Source organism: Polyangium mundeleinium, from assembly GCF_028369105.1.
GTDB classification, from domain to species: Bacteria; Myxococcota_A; Polyangia; order Polyangiales; family Polyangiaceae; genus Polyangium; species Polyangium mundeleinium.
In genome coordinates, this window is the sequence record NZ_JAQNDO010000001.1 from 1,508,919 (window position 1) to 1,524,711 (window position 15,793).

At 65.0% G+C, this 15,793-nt stretch carries 16 protein-coding genes; 9 read left to right on the plus strand and 7 right to left on the minus strand.

Annotated features, from left to right (window positions below; all coding sequences use genetic code 11):
- Nucleotides 1–1,082: 1,082 nt before the first annotated feature.
- The 3 genes from POL67_RS06250 to POL67_RS06260 are packed head-to-tail and all read right to left on the minus strand — an operon-like array spanning nucleotide 1,083 to nucleotide 4,726.
- Entirely contained in the window at nucleotides 1,083–2,321 is a 1,239-nt protein-coding gene (locus POL67_RS06250; RefSeq protein ID WP_271916152.1) for a hypothetical protein, read from the minus strand.
- Nucleotides 2,305–3,732: a serine/threonine-protein kinase gene (locus tag POL67_RS06255; RefSeq protein WP_271916153.1), complete on the minus strand. Its 1,428-nt coding sequence runs from the start codon at nucleotides 3,730–3,732 to the stop codon at nucleotides 2,305–2,307. The genes POL67_RS06250 and POL67_RS06255 overlap by 17 nt, the downstream gene beginning before the upstream one ends.
- A 19-nt stretch (nucleotides 3,733–3,751) precedes the next feature.
- Nucleotides 3,752–4,726 (minus strand): hypothetical protein, encoded by a 975-nt coding sequence (locus POL67_RS06260; RefSeq protein ID WP_271916154.1) that lies wholly within the window; start codon nucleotides 4,724–4,726, stop codon nucleotides 3,752–3,754.
- A gap of 227 nt (nucleotides 4,727–4,953) precedes the next feature.
- Here POL67_RS06260 and POL67_RS06265 point away from each other — a divergent pair, with 227 nt between their 5' ends.
- From POL67_RS06265 to POL67_RS06285, 5 genes are all read left to right on the plus strand, one after another.
- Nucleotides 4,954–7,344, plus strand: a complete 2,391-nt coding sequence (locus POL67_RS06265) for a type VI secretion system Vgr family protein (protein WP_271916155.1) — start codon at nucleotides 4,954–4,956, stop codon at nucleotides 7,342–7,344.
- A gap of 100 nt (nucleotides 7,345–7,444) precedes the next feature.
- Nucleotides 7,445–8,365: a DUF2169 domain-containing protein gene (locus tag POL67_RS06270; protein WP_271916156.1), complete on the plus strand. Its 921-nt coding sequence runs from the start codon at nucleotides 7,445–7,447 to the stop codon at nucleotides 8,363–8,365.
- Nucleotides 8,366–8,380: 15 nt separating this feature from the next.
- Entirely contained in the window at nucleotides 8,381–9,055 is a 675-nt protein-coding gene (locus POL67_RS06275) for a hypothetical protein (protein ID WP_271916158.1), read from the plus strand.
- 4 nt (nucleotides 9,056–9,059) lie between these two features.
- Nucleotides 9,060–10,178 (plus strand): DUF2169 family type VI secretion system accessory protein, encoded by a 1,119-nt coding sequence (locus POL67_RS06280; protein ID WP_271916159.1) that lies wholly within the window; start codon nucleotides 9,060–9,062, stop codon nucleotides 10,176–10,178.
- 14 nt (nucleotides 10,179–10,192) lie between these two features.
- Nucleotides 10,193–10,987: a hypothetical protein gene (locus POL67_RS06285; protein WP_271916160.1), complete on the plus strand. Its 795-nt coding sequence runs from the start codon at nucleotides 10,193–10,195 to the stop codon at nucleotides 10,985–10,987.
- 9 nt (nucleotides 10,988–10,996) lie between these two features.
- On the opposite strand, the gene POL67_RS06290 is transcribed toward POL67_RS06285, so the two are convergent.
- Both POL67_RS06290 and POL67_RS06295 read right to left on the minus strand, forming a co-directional pair.
- The gene (locus tag POL67_RS06290) at nucleotides 10,997–12,061 is read right to left on the minus strand and encodes a hypothetical protein (protein WP_271916161.1); all 1,065 of its coding nucleotides are present in this window, start codon (nucleotides 12,059–12,061) and stop codon (nucleotides 10,997–10,999) included.
- Nucleotides 12,058–12,519 carry a hypothetical protein gene (locus tag POL67_RS06295; protein WP_271916162.1) on the minus strand — a complete coding sequence of 154 codons (462 nt, stop codon included), beginning with the start codon at nucleotides 12,517–12,519 and terminating at the stop codon, nucleotides 12,058–12,060. The genes POL67_RS06290 and POL67_RS06295 overlap by 4 nt, the downstream gene beginning before the upstream one ends.
- A gap of 413 nt (nucleotides 12,520–12,932) precedes the next feature.
- On the opposite strand from POL67_RS06295, the gene POL67_RS06300 reads away from it, so the two are divergent.
- Both POL67_RS06300 and POL67_RS06305 read left to right on the plus strand, forming a co-directional pair.
- Complete coding sequence (locus POL67_RS06300) at nucleotides 12,933–13,394, plus strand: sigma-70 family RNA polymerase sigma factor (protein ID WP_271916163.1); 462 nt, start codon at nucleotides 12,933–12,935, stop codon at nucleotides 13,392–13,394.
- A 9-nt stretch (nucleotides 13,395–13,403) separates the two neighbouring features.
- Nucleotides 13,404–13,922 carry a DUF6884 domain-containing protein gene (locus tag POL67_RS06305; protein ID WP_271916164.1) on the plus strand — a complete coding sequence of 173 codons (519 nt, stop codon included), beginning with the start codon at nucleotides 13,404–13,406 and terminating at the stop codon, nucleotides 13,920–13,922.
- Here the strand turns inward: POL67_RS06305 and POL67_RS06310 are convergent.
- On the minus strand, nucleotides 13,876–14,751 hold the full coding sequence (locus POL67_RS06310) for an ImmA/IrrE family metallo-endopeptidase (RefSeq protein WP_271916165.1): 876 nt from the start codon (nucleotides 14,749–14,751) through the stop codon (nucleotides 13,876–13,878). The genes POL67_RS06305 and POL67_RS06310 overlap by 47 nt on opposite strands.
- On the minus strand, nucleotides 14,741–15,100 hold the full coding sequence (locus tag POL67_RS06315; protein WP_271916166.1) for a helix-turn-helix domain-containing protein: 360 nt from the start codon (nucleotides 15,098–15,100) through the stop codon (nucleotides 14,741–14,743). The genes POL67_RS06310 and POL67_RS06315 overlap by 11 nt, the downstream gene beginning before the upstream one ends.
- A gap of 128 nt (nucleotides 15,101–15,228) precedes the next feature.
- Between POL67_RS06315 and POL67_RS06320 the strand changes: the two genes are divergently transcribed.
- Together POL67_RS06320 and POL67_RS06325 are read left to right on the plus strand one after the other, a co-directional pair.
- Complete coding sequence (locus tag POL67_RS06320; RefSeq protein WP_271916167.1) at nucleotides 15,229–15,492, plus strand: DUF3892 domain-containing protein; 264 nt, start codon at nucleotides 15,229–15,231, stop codon at nucleotides 15,490–15,492.
- 47 nt (nucleotides 15,493–15,539) lie between these two features.
- The gene (locus POL67_RS06325; RefSeq protein ID WP_271916168.1) at nucleotides 15,540–15,764 is read left to right on the plus strand and encodes a DUF2188 domain-containing protein; all 225 of its coding nucleotides are present in this window, start codon (nucleotides 15,540–15,542) and stop codon (nucleotides 15,762–15,764) included.
- Nucleotides 15,765–15,793: the final 29 nt, after the last annotated feature.

Sequence of the window (15,793 nt, forward strand, 5' to 3'; positions counted from 1 at the left end):
GTCTGGGGCCGCACGCGCGAACCCTTACCTCCGGGGGCTCCGGCGTTCATCGGATCGTAGGGTGTGAGAAAAGGCGGAGGAGAGGCGCCCACGAGGTCCGGCTATTTGGGTTTTGGGTTTTACTCGGTCCCGTCTCTCGGTGCTGCCGGGTGGGTGCTCACGAGTCGGTGTTGCACGGAGCGTGGGCGCATCCTCCTGGACAAACGTTTGCACAAGCGAAGCCTGGATGTCCAGGAAAATGTGTGCCACGGTTTTACCAGGGCGCCGAGGCAAACCCCGACCGGATGGTAGCTCAGACCACATACTTCGTGCGGCCCCGTCTACTTTTGGCAAACCCCGTCCACGCAGAGATCTTCGACACACTGCTGGGGAAAGGAGCAAGGTTCGCCCGCGTCTTTCCTGCAACGATTCATCACGCAACGAAAGCTGGCGCAGTCGACCGGGTTGATACAGACCTCCCCGGGGCGTAGCCTGCAACCTCCGGATCCGTCGCAGACGTTCTCGCCGGCGCACTCGGGATTGTTGTCCTGCACGTACTTCGGCATCGGCCTGCAGTCTCCTTGCGGGTTGCCGCAGTAGGCGCAGACGTCGTCACACGTCGCGACGCAGCACGTCCCGTCCTCGCAGAAGCCGCTCTTACAGTCGCCCGCGACCTGGCAAGCAGTGCCAAGACAATCCTTACAGGCGCCCCCACCGCCACAATCGATACCGGTCTCCCATCCGTTCTGAATCCCGTCATCGCACCGAGAGCAGGTGCGATCCCGGCATTGTCCGCCAGGGCAGTCTTCATATTCCAAACAACCTACGCAGACTGACACGGGATCATCGCTGCACACGCCCGTCGCGCACTTGGTGCGAGCCGGCATGTTGACCGGCACGCAGGCGTTGTCTTCGCAGGTCCACGCGTGGCACTCGTCCGACGGCCCGCAATCCTGGGGGACCGAGCAGAGCTTGCATCCTGGCAAATCAGGCGGACAGATCAGGGTTGCTTCCTCGATTCCAAGAATCTGCCGGCAGCTCGCGAGTACGAGGAGGCCCATAGCAACAACGCAGTAACCGCGGGTCATCTTCGCTTCCATGCCTCAACCGCAGGTCCCATTCACGCACGAACCATTGATACATTCCGTGCCCTTGACGCAGGGGTAACCTGACATCGTCTTGCACTGCGAGTTGAAGCAGGCCAAGCCGATCCCCAAGCAGCTATCGTCCTTCTGGTTCTTGGGCACGGCGACGCAGGTACCAGTCATCGCGTCGCATTGCTCGCAGATTCCGGCGCAGTCTCCGGTGCAGCAGACTCGCGCAGGGAACCCATTGGTGAACACGCAGTGGCTGCTGGCGCAGTCGCTATCCTCGTCGCAGGACGTCCCCTTGCACTGGCCGCACGACCCGCCGCAGATCTCATCGCCGGTGGGTTGATAGTCTCCGCATTTTACACAAGCAGAGTCCTCACAGCGGTGCTCTGCAGGACAGTCGAGGTCTTTGACGCACTGGACGCAGGCCCCACTCTCGGAGCATTTGCCGATAAGTCCGCTATCCATGATGCAGTTGGTGCCAATTTTCGGAGCGCGGAGAGGCGTGGCGCCGACGCAGACCCACTCGAAGCATGCGTCGTAGCTCCACGGCTTGTCACCCGGCCAGATTTCTGCGCTGACATTTCCATGGCCATCACAAATGGGCCGTTGACAATCTCCCACGATATCGAGGGCCGGGATGTACGTGCCCGACGCCTCGAACTTGGAGACGCAGTGATTCTGCGCGCATGTCCACTCCAGGCATTCCGTCGCCGAACCGCAGTCCGCGGGTACATCACACGACCCGCAGACGCCAGACGCACACTCGCCCCCCGGGCACGAGCTTCCATCCGGCTTGGGCCACGACGCAACCTTCCCGCCGATGCAGTGCTCCTCCGTGCACGCGTTCCCATCCTCCGGCGCGGTCTGGTAGTCGTCGGCCTCGATCACGCACACGCCCTCTTGACACTCGCCCCGTGTACACGGCAGCCCGTCGTTGCACTGGCTCGCCATCTCACACGGGACCGCGCAGCGCCCTTCCGTGCAGGCTCCCTGTAGCTTGCCGACGAAGCACGGGTGCCCGTCGCCGAGGTAGCTGTTCACCGCCACACCGGCCTTGCACTCGTCCAGCGTACAAGGGTCGCCGTCGTCCTTTGGGCACTTCGGTGAACCGCCCGAGCATGCGGAGAACAGGCTCGCGGTGCCGATCGCGAGCACCCCTGCGAGCACACGCATCCAAGCCGCACGTCTCCGCGCCTTCGAGGAGAGTTGCTCCGATCTCGAAGCGTAGATGTCATCGGCGGCGGCCATACAGATTCTCCTTCGGTGAAGAAGTAGACGAGGGAGTGCCGACAGGTGCAGCAGGAACCACGCGACGTGGTGGCTGTACCGTGCGCGCTTGGCTTGCCGTCGACGGCGGCACCTCGACGCGCGCAGGCGTGTCTGCCACGGACGCGGCCGCCGTGCTCGTGACGGGCGCTGCGCTCACCGTGATGGGTGCGCCAGTGGCGATGTCGGAGGGCTGTTCCAGCGGTGGCGGTGTCCTGACCTCCAGCATCTCCGTTGCGGTGCTCGGAGACGCCGCCGTCCCGCGACCGAGCCGCATGCCGAGGAAGATCCCACCGACTGCGACCGCAATGACGAGCCCAGCGACGAGCGGCACACGACGGTCCTTCCTCGATACCGGAGCGGCTGTTTGAAGCGCAGTCCCCTCAGCGCTGTCGTCCTCGAACTGCGGGAGCGGAGCCGTCGCGACGACGAGCTGTGGCACCGGCGCGGTGCGCTCCACCTCGGACGAGGCGACTGCACGCGCGCTCGTCTCCGCTTCACCGAGCACCCTGGCAACACGCTTCGCGTACAGGCTCGCATGCTCCGATCCGAACGGCACGAGTGCAGCAGCCAGCTTGGCGACGCTCGGGAAGCGTGCTGCTTGATCCTTGTCGAGGCAACGGAGCAACACCGCTTCGAGCGCCTCGGGAAGATCGGCTCGCAGCATCCGCGGACGCATGGGATCGCGGAGCAGGACCGCATGCATCAACGCCTGGATCGAGTCGACGTCATCACGGTGAAAGGGAGTCTTCCCCGTGAGCAGGTCGAACAGCGTCGCACCAAGCGCCCACACATCGGTTCGTGGGTCGACCTGATTCGTCGCGGCGAACTGCTCCGGCGCCATGTACGGCGCCGAGCCCATGGGCTGCGAAGCATCCATCTTCGCCGTGCTCGCGCTCCACTTCGCGATGCCGAAGTCGAGCACCTTGATGCACGGCGAACCATCGGCTCCCCGTGTGAGAAAGAGGTTCGCGGGCTTGATGTCGCGATGCACGATCCCGATCGAGTGCGCCTCTGCGATCGCCTCGCACGCCTGGAGGATCGCATCCACAGCCTCGCTCACGGGCAGCGGTCCGCGCTCGCGCAGCATGTGTGCGAGGTCGCTGCCGTTGAGGTGCTCGAGCACCATGTACGGCGTGCCGTCCTCGAGCGCGGCGACATCGAGAACACGCGCGACGTGCTGACTCCGCAGGCGTACCGCCGCACGCGCTTCGCGAACGAACCGCGTCAGGTCCGCCTGGCTCCCGCCTCCCAGCATGAACTTGATCGCGACGAGCTCGTCGAGCGCGAGATGTCGCGCCGCGATGACCATGCCCATGCCCCCCGCGCCGAGCACACGCTCCACGCGGTACTTGTCGAGAAGAAGCTGCCCGGGTTGGAAGGTGTGCAGCATGCGATCTCGGCAGCTCGCGTCAGAACACGGACGCGAACGTGAGTCCCGCGCCCTGCGGCGACGCGTGCGGCACGACGACCCACGCGCGCGCCGGTTTATCTGGCGACTTCGGAGCCCCCGCGAGTAGAAACAGCGTGACGCCCGTCGCGAGAACCACGCCCCCCGCGATGGACACGACGGTCGCGGTGTCGGCATACATGATCGACTCGTTCCGAAGCGCTACGCCTTTCGCGTAACACTTGTTCGGGTCCTCGGGCAGGCAATACTGCTTCGATTCGTCATCCGTTTTGGCCGCCGCAATGGACAGCCCCCCCGCGACGGCAAGCGCAGCGAGCCCCACGCTGCCGACCACGATCCCCGCGACGCGCTGGGCGGTTTTTCCGGGCGGCGGCGGGCGCTCTACCTCGGCGAGAACCGGCACGCTGATCGGCTGCACCGTGCCAGGCACGTCGAGCTTCACGGTCGTCTTCCAAGGCACGCGATCGGGCGCCTTCGCTTCGACCACGTGCTCGCCGGGATCGACCGGGATCGCCGTGCCCCAGAGGGCGGGTGCGAGGGGCTGGCCATCACGAAGGACCGTGAGCCCCTCCACGCGGCTCGGCTCGGGCACGGTCACGGCGAGCTTCACGAGCTTCGGCGCTAGCGCGTCCGCGCGCCGCTCGGCCTCCTCGGCGCGGCTCGGGTCTCCCGAGCGCCGCGCGAGCGTCGCAGCGTCCCCGAAGGCGATGTAGGCGCTCGCCGTGCGGCCTACGCGCTCGTAGCAGTCCGCGAGGTTCAGGGCGGTGCCGACGGCAGGATCGAGCCGTTGGCTCTCTTCGAGCTTGGGACAAGCCTCCGCGGCCCTTCCCGCGTCGAGGAGCTGCCGAGCCTCGGTGAACAGCGCATCCGCGGCAGCCTTGTCGGTGGCGGTCGGCTCTGCGTGCGCCGCATCCGCGAGCGCAAGCACGCCGCAGACCATCCCCATGACCGCAAGCGCGGCTCGCGTTCGCTTCATCTGGACCCTTCCTGTACCATCCGATGGTACCTCAGCGCCCGCCGCAGACCAACAGACAGGAGCTCCCGTTCTCGGAGCAGAAACGCTCGATGATGCTCGATGATGAAAACTGCGGGGACTGACGTGGGCGGCCGAAGCAGCTTCTCGCCCCTCGAACCGCCGCTCTCCAGGTGCGAAACCACGCCGATTCATGTTAGGGAATTCGCTCCGTTCAGGAGCGAGCTACCATGACCTCACGCCTGCCGCATAATCTCGACCGCGGCAACCAAGCCGATTACCTGCTCGGCACGCACGAGGGATGGGGCGCCTTCGGCGTCGTGCGTTGGCACGCGATCGAGGAGATCTCCCAGCCTTTCCACTACGAGATCATCCTCATGCGCCCGGCCAAGAGCGGTCCCGTCGATCTCGACGCGCTCTTCGACACGGGCGCGACCTTCCGGATTCGCACCCTCGGGCGATGGCGGTACGTGCACGGGATTCTTGCCGAGGTCGAGGAGATCGACCGCACTTCGGAGGTGATCCTTTACCGAGTCCTGCTCGTTCCCCACCTGTTTCGGGCACGCTTCCGGCGACGCTGCCGCAACTTCGTCGAATGGACGCTCAAGGATATCGTTCACGCCGTCATCGAGAACCGATCTCCCGCGCATCCACGCGGGCACAAGGGACTCGCCCCCCAAAGCGGCAAGGTGGAGCCCCCGTCCGTCGATCCGGACTTCGGCTCGTTCCGTGAACCCCGCGGGCTTTACCGCTGGGCCGTCACCGACGAAGGACGCCTCACCGACCGCGCCACGGGTTCTTATGTCGTGCAGTACAACGAAAGCGATTACGATTTCCTCTCGCGACTCCTCGAACGCGAGGGCCTGAGTTACTACTTCGAGCACACCGATTCCGACCTCATCCTGGTCGTCACGGACGCCCCCGGACAGGCGCCGCTATTCGAAGAAGCGCGACGGTTCGAGCTCTGCGGCGCGAGCCGGGGCGGCCAGGCCGCGGGGCAGGAAGTGGTTCGGGTTTGCCGGGACACGCGCCGGATGCGGTCGCGTGCCGTGGTGATGCGCGATTACGACTGGAATCGTAGCACGCAGCTCTTCGAGGCGAGCGCCGAGCTTCGCGGAGGCGATCCGGACGCCCAGGGCCACTACGAGTTTCCTGCAAACGACGAGCTGCACGGTGAGGCGCCGGCGAAGTTCCCGGCGAAGCTTCGGATGGAGCGGTTCGTCGTCGAGAAGGCGTTACGGGAAGGCGTGAGCACCGTCCGCGCGCTCGAACCGGGGCGCCAGTTCAAGCTGCACGATCGCGATGGGCTGCGTGAGGACGTGGATCTGCTCGTGGTACGCGTGGAGACCTTCGCCACGGAGCTCACGCCGCAGGGGACGGTGCTCGACGACGAGGCGTTCGGGTTCGCGGGCACGACGGGAGCGCTCGAGGCCGGCTACGAAAACCGCTTCCAGGCGCTCCCGGCATCCATTCCGTTCCGCCCGGCGCAACGCGCTCCGCGGCCGCGCATTCATGGCATCCAGACCGCGCTCGTGACGGCCGAGGAGTTCTCGAAGGCGGATCGGCCCGAGATCAACGCCAACGCGCAGGGCTGCGTCCGCGTGCGTTTCCCCTGGGATCAGTGCCCGGACGACGATAGAACGCCTTCCTCTTGCTGGATCCGGGTCTCGCAGAACTGGGCAGGGCCGGGCTTTGGGGCGCTGTATACGCCGCGCGTGGGACACGAGGTGCTCGTCGCATATCTGCAAGGTGATCCGGAGCGTCCCGTGATCGTAGGCCGCGTCTACAATGAGCCGAACCGACCGCCCTACGATCCGTCGCAGTATCCCACGCGAAGCACGATCCGGAGCCGCACCGCCGTGCCCGAGGGGGACGGTTACAACGAGATCCGGTTCGAGGATGCGGCGACGCTGGAGGAAATCTTCCTGCATGCGCAGCGCGACTTCAACGAGGTGGTCCGCGCCTCCCATTCCACGAGCGTGGGAGGCGACCAGTCCAACTCGGTGACCGGGAACCGGACGCACGCGGTGAAGGGAACGGAGGAGGTCACGGTCCAGGGAGACCGGACGACGCATTTCGCGTCGAACGAGGCGCACACGGTGGACGTGCAGCGGATCACGACGATCGGAGCGGATGATACGCATGTCGTGTTCGGGAACCGGTCGACGAAGGTGCATGCCGACGATCAGCTCACCATCTTGGGCAAGCGGGGGGTCTTCATCGGAGCCAACGAGGAGTCCCAGGCCAACGGGCATTTCGCCTGGAAGGCGATGAACTCGTATTTCAACCTGGCGAACGATTTTCAGACCAACAGCACCACGGCCGGGTTCTTCCAGAAGGATTGCTTCACGGTCAACGTCTCGGGCTGCACGCTGACGATGAAGCCCGGTGAGATTTTGCTCACGGTCGGGGGAGCGAAGATCCTCATGAAGGGCGGGATCGTTCTGCTTGACAACGGCGCCGGGGCCTGGCTTCAACTTGGTGGCGGGCAAATCAACATCGCTGCAGGCAGCGTTATATCGAATTCCGATGGCATCACCAATATATCGGCAGGCGGCGACCTGTCCCTCAAGGGAGCGAACATCGATGCCAAGGGCGGCGAGATCAAGCTGAATAAGTGAGCGTCAGGCGGAGGCTTTCGTGTTCGTCCGGAACAAGACGCAGTTTTCTCCCGTGCTTTCGCGGGGAAGCCTGAGCGACGAGGTCGACGTCGGGGCGATCGTGGTCGAGCTGCGTTTTCGGGTGGTCGGCGAGCGGCTCGAGCCCATGCTCGGGTCCGTCGAGCGGGTATCCACAGACCCGCCAGATATTCATAAAATTCCCATGTGGCGCGGCACCTCGGTCACGGCTGCCGGCGACGTCCTCGGCCCGTCACGACCGCCGTTCCTCCGCCCTGTCACGCTGAGCGTCGGTCGTGAAATCCGGCGGATCGTCGCATTTGGCAATCGGCGCTGGGAGTCCAGCGTTCTCGGCGAGCCGACCGCAACCGACCCGGCCCCGTTCGACTCGCTCCCCCTCTCATTCGAACGCGCCTTCGGGGGCTCGTTCGTGCTCCCCCCCGGCCTCCTCCCGGGCACCGATCTTCCGCATCCCGGAGGGAAGGTGCCGTATTACCTCAATGAACGTGGTATCGGCTTCTATGCGGACGAAGCTGCGGCGATCGGGGGCCTCCTGCCGAACTTCGAGCTCGCCGACCAGCTCGTCACCCGCTGGAGTGATCGCCCCGTGCCGGGCTGCTTCGTCCCATGCCCGGAGCTCGTGGCGCTTCGGCTTCGTGATGTTCGCGTCGACCTGTCACTTGCGAAACCAGAGGATGCGACAACCTCCGCTTTCCAGGCAGGGTTCGCGAGTCGGGCCTTCTTCATGGTCCAGCACCATGCCCCTGGTTATCTGGTCTTCGATGCTCTTCCCTCTGGCACAGCCATCCAACTCCAGGGCCTTGGGACGGACGCTATCCGCTTCGAGGTGCCCGCGTGCCCTGCACGCGTCACGCTGCGCCGCGGCCAGAGTCGAACCGAGGTGTCCGCGCGCGTCCGCAGCGTCCACGTCGATGCTGCGAGGCAGTTGATTTCCTGCGTCTACGGATACGAGTTTCGCTACAACGAGAGCTCTGCTCCCTCCTGGATCACGGTCGAAGCCTGAGCACGGGAAACGACGATGTCGGTCAACTTCTACAACAACTCGGCGATCATGGTGGGGATCGATGTGCACGATTTCTACCCCTTCCCCGGCGTGGTCGAGGACCAGAAAGTCCCCTGGCCTTACGCGGTAGGCGCGCCCTTCTTCTGGCCGGCGGCGAATTTTTGGCACCGCACCGGCAGGGTCACGGCGGACGGGTGGCAGATGATCCACGACGAGTTTTCGCTCTTCCTCGTCCCGCACGTGCACTTGGTGGGGGAGATGGGCCTGCTCCAGGTTCCTCAATACGCCAAGATCCTGGGCCCCTCCGGCAGTGAGCCCCTGCTCGCGATCGGAAGCGTCACCGGCCAGGGCAATCCGCTGGCGGCGTGCATGTTCGGTGCGTTCGGGCTGAACTTCAACTGCTGGGAGAAAGGTGAGCAACCCACGGGATACGTCCTCTCTGTCACGTCCGTGAAGACGTCTCCCACACTCGCCGATCTGGCGTCGAGCGCGGTCAAGTGGGTTTCGCTTGGTTTTCTCGCTCCCCGGCTTGGCGAAATCGTTGGCGCACGACTTGGAGGCATCGGAGGGCCGCTCGAATCCATTCCCATTTCCATCATTGAATTCATCACGGAGCAGCTCGTGAAAAAGCTCATGGAGCCCGTGGCCAAGGAAGTTCATGACTGGGTCGAGGCCCAGCAAAAGGGCTGAGCCCATGTCGACCATCAGCACGTTCCGCGCGTATGATGGCAAGAGCTACCTTTGCGTCACGGCCAAGCGGACCTACGCGATTCGCAATGGCACGCGTGCCGAGCCGGTTCCGCAGACTGCAACGCTGGTCGAGGCGCCGCGGTACATTCGCTCCTCGGTGACGAACGCCCATCGCCTCGTCGAGGACGTCGATTTCTTTGCGGGCATCAAGCCTGCCACGGACGTCCTCCTTCGAGGAACCGCGTACTCCCACCAGGGTCGTGTCCCGAGCTTCCAGGTGGCACTTCGCGTCGGCCCCATTGCGAGGACGCTCCGCGTCTGGGGCGATCGAACCATTCAACTCGGCAGGGGAGGAGCTCTCCTTGCGTCAGCGCCGGTGCCGCGCGACGCGCTCCCGCTCATCTGGGATCATGCATACGGCGGTAGGGACGAACACGCAGAGGCGCTCGTCAAGAACAGCCCGGGCGCGTCGACCGTGGGAATGCTCGCGTACCCGCGCAACCCCGCGGGGCGAGGGTTCTTCATCGACGTCGATCGGGAGCGAATGGAAGGCAGCGCCATGCCCAGCATCGAGGATCCCCTCGATCCGATTGTCCCCGATCGGCTGTGCGCCCCCACGATGCGGGCATGGATAGACTGCCCAGCCGCCGCCTGCTTCGAACCCATTGATCAGTTCACGTTCCCGCGCGCCGTGTTCTTCATCCCGGCGACATTCGATCGCCCGAAGCGAGAGCTTCATGAAGCAAGGCTCGGGGTTCTGGGGCTCGATGAAATTCTTCAGCGTATGGTGACGTGGGACGGCACGGTCGATCCTCGTGCCTTCAACTGTGCGCCGGCGGGGCTCTCCACGGCTCGCTTGAAGGGCAACGAGCGCGTGGAGCTCCATCGACTGCATCCAAGGCACGAGGCGCTCTCGTTCGAGCTCCCGGCAGACCGACCGCAGATGGTGCTCGAACCGCCTGGCGTGAATCCCCGCGAGCTCGAGCCTAGCCTGCAAACCGTGCTCATCGAGCCCGAAAGGGATCTCATCACGCTCACCTGGGCAGGGACCCTGGAGGTCGCGATGCCTTATCCACGAGAGATGGTCGAGACGATGCGACACGCCACGCTCTGGACACGCTGAGCAGGAACCCGCGTATGCACCGGATCATCGACAAGATCGAAACTGCGCTCCTCGTCACTGCTGTTCTGCTCCTGCTGGCATTCGCGATCGGCCGCGCCCACGCGAAGCGTGACAGGATGTTATCCAAGCTGGGAGAATCCTTTGGATTTCGGATTGCCTGGCGTAGCGCCTTCGCACGGATCTACTGCCTCGAATTCGACAAGCCCGGCTGGGGGGGAATGCTTCGTCTGACCATGGGGCCGCTCGGGGACATCAGGGACATCCATTTCGTGGGTCTCACGATGCGCCCCATCCCGGGCGTATGCGTCAAGGCACGACGGATGCACGATCTCGTGCATCGAGCGGCCGGGAGTCAGGGTTTCGACGCTTTGGTCACGGAGGGAACCCCTGACGCCGTGGCGCTGCTGAGCGAGGAGATCCTGGCCCTCATGAAGCAGTTCGAGGCCCAGATTACCGAAGCGTTGTTCAGGATGGGCAATCCGCTCAGGCTGTGGGCCGGTGGGTACGTGGTCCGATTCGAAGTGTCGAGGTGTCGCGAGACGGACGAGGAGCATCTCGTGCGGGCGTTGCTCCTCATCGAGAGCTTCATGCACTGGATCGACCAGCTTCCCATCGCCGCCGTCGCTGGTGCATGTCGGGCATGTGGCGAGCCGGATGCAGGTAGCCAGTGCGGCCGCTGTGGCTCGCCCTACCACGACGAATGCTGGCGGGAGGCCAGAGAATGTCGGGGCTGGGGCTGCGGCGATCAGCGCACCAAGCTGAGGCTGCTTCGTAAGAGCATGCTATCGCCGATACACCTGACGAGATGAGCGTGCTTCTCAAGCTTTTCTGAGCAACCACTCCCTGAACCGGTCGTACTTTCCCTGCCACTCCCGCTGGATCTCCGGACGCTCGGTGAAACGTACACGCCACTCCTGGTCCACGGCGCGCCACGCGGCATCGTCACGGATGCCATAGCGGCGGAAGACTTTCGCTCGGCTCTCCGGCCTGACCGCAAGCTCCGCACAAAGCGAGGCGTACGCGTCCAGGGAGAGGCGAGGAGCCTCGACCGGCGCGGAAGGCTTCAGGAACGGCATGGCGGCCCTCGCCTGCGCCATGAGGTCCATCTGCAATGGCAACGTGGCGTCCGTGATGGCAGTCCTCGGCGCAGGGGCACGCGGAGTCTGCATTGCCTCGACGAATTCTGGCGCGGGCCGATCACTAAAAGGAAGCGGCGGCTCGGCCGTCGCAGGTAGCTTGATCGGTCCTGTCATCGCCAGGTCCACCGGCGCGTCGAGCGGCCTCGCCCCCAAAGCTCCCTGGCCGGCGTCCTCGACGATGGGCAAGGGTTGCGTGTCGCCGATCTGTTCCGCTGCGGCGGCCGCTCGTGGCACCTGCAAAGCGTCTACAAACTCGCGCGAGGGCTGCTCACCGAACGGGAGCGGCTTCCCCGGAGGCAGCATCACCGCGGGCATCGTGGTGCCCAGCGCGGAAGCGGGCTTCGGCAACACGACGGCGGGCGGCTCCGGCGGCGACACGGGGGCCGCAGGTGGCTGCACGAAAGCCGCGGGAGGCGCCGCAAGGGGCTCTTGGCATGCCGCAGTGGACGCGATCGGTGGACTTGGTGCTGCGGGGGCCTCAGCGGACTCCTGCACCTTCGGTTCACGACGCCGATTCATCTCGGCCAGGCACTTCGCAGCGTAGAGCTCCATCCGGTCCTGTCGGTCCGCATCCGCATCGCGGGAGAGCGTCATCGCCCAGTGCAGCTCATTCTTGCTCCAATCAACAGGATCGATCTCGAGCTCTTCCAGGATGTCGAGTCGCTCCGCGGGGCCGCGGCGAAGCAGCCTTGCCGAAATGTCCGCCCACCGCTCGAACGGGAGGATCGCCTCTTCCGCGCTCACGTCTCACCCTCCTCGCCAGGCCCTCCGGCGATTTCCGACCAACCGAACGGCTGCGGAAGTGGATCGTCATTCAGTCCGATATGCTCCCCATCGAGCTTGATCGCGCGCATGGCCCGTACACCCACGCCGTCACGGTTCGCCTGCAGTTCGACGCTCGCGCCCTCCACGCGAGCATCACCGCCGGCTCGGACGTGATGGTGCCCGGCGGCGCTTTCCCGCAGCGACCCGCCTGCAACGAGCTCGACGTCGCGCTCGGCCGCGATCGATACGTCCCGGGCTGCGAGGCGAAGGGAGCGCGCGGCGGACAGCTCGACTTCGGCCCCGGAGAACGACAGAACGGGGCCGCGGTCCGTGACCTCGACGCGCAGCACGACCTCGCCCCCGCTGCTGCGGATGGTGAGCTGGTCGCGCTCGGCGCCGGCCTCGAGCTCGTAGCGGCGTCCGGAGAGGAGCGTCACGACGGCGGAAGCGACCGGGGCCTCGATGTCGTCGAGGGCGACGTCGGGGGGGCGTGATTCCAGAGAGCCGTCCCCTGTCCGCAGGGCTTCCGGGCCGGCGGCATCGAGGTCTCGTTTTACCATGGCGATGCCCGAGGATAACCCATCCGTCCTGCTGGGAAAAGCGCGCGGTGACGCCCAGGGCGTGCCGCGAACCGGGCGCGTTTCGTGAACGTCGCGCCGGTACGGGGGTACAATTTGCCATTGGTGGGGCAAATGCCGAAGGGGCGTTGAAGCAATGACGGAACCCAAATCGCGACGCGAATCCGAGCGTGCACTGAAGGTCGACCTTCCGGCTGCATTGAAAACGCAACTCAAGCTCGAAGCCGTCGAGCTCGACGTCCGAATGCGCGACTACGCGGCGGATCGAGGCGTTGTACATAGCGCATTCCGCCACGATTCGCGCGAAGTTACAGTGGCTTGGTTTCAGTGGTCAGACGCTGGAAGACCTCCACCACGAGGTCTTCGTCATCGCCATACGCCATGCCGAGGATCTCCGCGGCGAGGGTAGAGCGTGGCTCGTCAAGGTCGCCCGAGGGGTCGTCGCCAACTACCGACGGCGCCGCCGAGAGGTGCTCGACGCCGAGGCAGGAATCGACGAGCTCTCGAGAGCAGTCGACCCGGAGGTCCGCGAAATCGTGCGTCGCGGGCTCGATACGCTCGGCGACGTGGAGCGGCAGCTCGTGGTTCGGTACGACCTGTACGGCGAAACGATCACCGAAATCGCGTGCGACTTCGGCATGACCGCAGAGCGGGCCTACGCACGCCTGCGATCTGCTCGGAAGCGGCTACGGCGCATTATCGAAGAAGGCGTCGGCGCCGGGTCCGACGAGTAGAGGGTGCCAATGTTCACACCCGCGAACCCCCAAGCCGCACGGGTGGCGCTCGTGGGATGCTCGGCACGTAAGCTCAACCGCGGAGCGCACGCGCGTGAGTTCTACACGTCAGCCTTGTTCCGCGCGGCAATCACGTACGCCGAAGCGAAGTGCAACGCGGTGCGAGTCGTGTCCGCGCTCTATGGTGCAGTCGAGCTCGACGCATGGCTCGAACCCTACGACCGGAACCTTCGGGCGTTTGGCAAGCGGGACCGCGAGGGATGGGGCGTGCGAACGGTCGCGGAGGTGATCGGTGGGTTTCCCGTGCCGCCTCTGTTCGTCGTGCTCGCGGGGCAGGTGTACGCCGACGCGCTGGTCTTCGGTGCGCACTGGCACAACCTGCCCAGGCCCGAGGAGCCGCTGCGAGGGCGTGAAGGGGTGCGGGGCGCGGGTGGCGTGGCTCAAGGGATGAGCGTCGCGGGGCGGCTGAGCCCCCCTGGCTTTAGCGCCGCCTCGATCGCGAGAACGTCGGGGTCCAACTGTCAATGAGACTTTCTTCGCGCTCGACCTCTTCCTCGTCGAAGACCTCCTCGAAGGTGAGTACGGTGAGGCTCTTGCCATACGTGCCGAGACCAATGACCTGCTCGACAAGGCGCAGATCGGGGCCAGTGGCGAACCAAGTGCGCAGTTCGACAGTGTCTTCGTCCCGCTCCGCATGGAGAACCTGCCCTGGATCGCCATTGAAGCGAGCCGTGAGGGTGCCCCTCGGGACGAGTTCGCCCTTCCGGAGCCACGTCACGTTGAATTCCTGGAATCGCTTCGACATGAAGCAGTATTGAATGGACTCGTCGTTCGGATTCGACACGACAATCGCGACGGGCTCGTCAACGTATTCGGCGAATCGGATCGCTGTCGCCGTCAGGGACGTCTTGCATTTACGTGCCAAGTCCTCGATCGCCTCGAGGCCCTCGCCTGCGGCGGCAAGCTCACGGACGAAGAGGCTGCGCGGCATGAGTAACCCCGCAGCGAATTTGTCTGCTTCGGCCTCGTACCGATCACGCGACACGTAGCCGGCACGCGATTCGTGAAAGCTCCGCTCTCTGAGGACATGATCGATGTGGCCACTGAGGAAGTAGTGCCCGAGCTCATGTGCGACGCTGAAACGCTGGAACCCCTCGCTGGGCACGTGCGCGGCGTATGCGATGGCAAACGCATCACCGCTCCGAATCAGCATGCCAGACACGCCGCCACCGGTGGGCTTCTCGACCACGTCGATGCCGATGTCACGAGCGATGGCCATCGGATCGATCGGCAGCGAGGCGATGCAACGTTCTCGAAGAACCTCCTCCGCCTTGAGATCGGCGAGTTCAGGACCCATCCCCCTCTCCTTTCTTATTCCGTGCCGCCAATTTGGCGACCATGTCCGTCGCGAAGTCACGGTCGGTCGCGGACAGGCGCTCGATGTCCCGGTACAGGATGTCGGCTGTCGGCGCCCCACCTATGGCATCTGTACGCCCGAGCAGGTAGTCGGTCGAGACCTGGAGTGCATCGGCCAGACGCCGAAGGTTGTCGAAGGACGGCTTCCGGGTGCCGGTTTCGAAGTGCGAGACCGCAGACGGCTGCAGGCGGGCCCGCGAGGCCAGGTCGGCCTGGCTGAGCTGGCGCAGTTCCCGGGCGCGTCGGAGGCGTTCCGGGAAAACTTCGGAAGGGGCCCTTGACTGGCTCATGACGAATCCGTAAAGTCCGGCGTGACGAACATGAGATGGTGCCCGTGGGCGCCACCATTTTTGTCGGTTGGCTTGACGATCTCGTCAACGATGCCGACACGGAAACCGCAAGTCAAGAGGTAAAACCCATGGCAGATCGCCAAGTTACGAAGACGGGCAAGGATCGCTCCGGGGACATCACGAGCCTGTGTAACCCGGGCACCGCGTGGTCGCCGAGGCTGAAGGCGGACGCGATCCGCGACATCGAGTCCGGACTCCACACCTACTACGTGGTCTGGCCGGGCAACGTGCGCACCGAGGTGGGGGTCGTCATGGGCCCGAACGGCAAGTACCTCCGGACCGACCGTGACGCGACGGTCAAGAACAACCTCGCAGATCTCCCGGATTGCTGACAGCGAGGCGTCTCGACGCTCGAGCGCCAGAAAGGACGAAGACTATCATGCCCAGCAAGAACGACGTGCACACGGTCCCGAACCCGAAGGGCGGCTGGTCCAACAAGGTGAACGGTGTCGCGGTGAGCAACCACGAGACCAAGCAGGTCGCCCAGGATGCCGGACGGGATATCGCGCGGAGGAACGGCTCCGAGCACTACATCCACAACAAGGATGGGACGATCTCCGAGAGGAACAGCTACGGGAACGATCCCCGTAGCTCGAAAGGGTGAGCCCGTGGGAAAAGGGACCCGCCCTCGTC

Bases quoted from the DNA above. Each gene is read 5' to 3' on its own strand.
- POL67_RS06250 (WP_271916152.1), bottom strand. From the start codon at position 2,321: ATGGCCGCCGCCGATGACATCTACGCTTCGAGATCGGAGCAACTCTCC.
- POL67_RS06315 (WP_271916166.1), bottom strand. From the start codon at position 15,100: ATGAGCCAGTCAAGGGCCCCTTCCGAAGTTTTCCCGGAACGCCTCCGA.
- POL67_RS06320 (WP_271916167.1), top strand. From the start codon at position 15,229: ATGGCAGATCGCCAAGTTACGAAGACGGGCAAGGATCGCTCCGGGGAC.
- POL67_RS06305 (WP_271916164.1), top strand. From the start codon at position 13,404: ATGTTCACACCCGCGAACCCCCAAGCCGCACGGGTGGCGCTCGTGGGA.
- POL67_RS06260 (WP_271916154.1), bottom strand. From the start codon at position 4,726: ATGAAGCGAACGCGAGCCGCGCTTGCGGTCATGGGGATGGTCTGCGGC.
- POL67_RS06275 (WP_271916158.1), top strand. From the start codon at position 8,381: ATGTCGGTCAACTTCTACAACAACTCGGCGATCATGGTGGGGATCGAT.
- POL67_RS06265 (WP_271916155.1), top strand. From the start codon at position 4,954: ATGACCTCACGCCTGCCGCATAATCTCGACCGCGGCAACCAAGCCGAT.
- POL67_RS06285 (WP_271916160.1), top strand. From the start codon at position 10,193: ATGCACCGGATCATCGACAAGATCGAAACTGCGCTCCTCGTCACTGCT.
- POL67_RS06310 (WP_271916165.1), bottom strand. From the start codon at position 14,751: ATGGGTCCTGAACTCGCCGATCTCAAGGCGGAGGAGGTTCTTCGAGAA.
- POL67_RS06325 (WP_271916168.1), top strand. From the start codon at position 15,540: ATGCCCAGCAAGAACGACGTGCACACGGTCCCGAACCCGAAGGGCGGC.
- POL67_RS06280 (WP_271916159.1), top strand. From the start codon at position 9,060: ATGTCGACCATCAGCACGTTCCGCGCGTATGATGGCAAGAGCTACCTT.
- POL67_RS06255 (WP_271916153.1), bottom strand. From the start codon at position 3,732: ATGCTGCACACCTTCCAACCCGGGCAGCTTCTTCTCGACAAGTACCGC.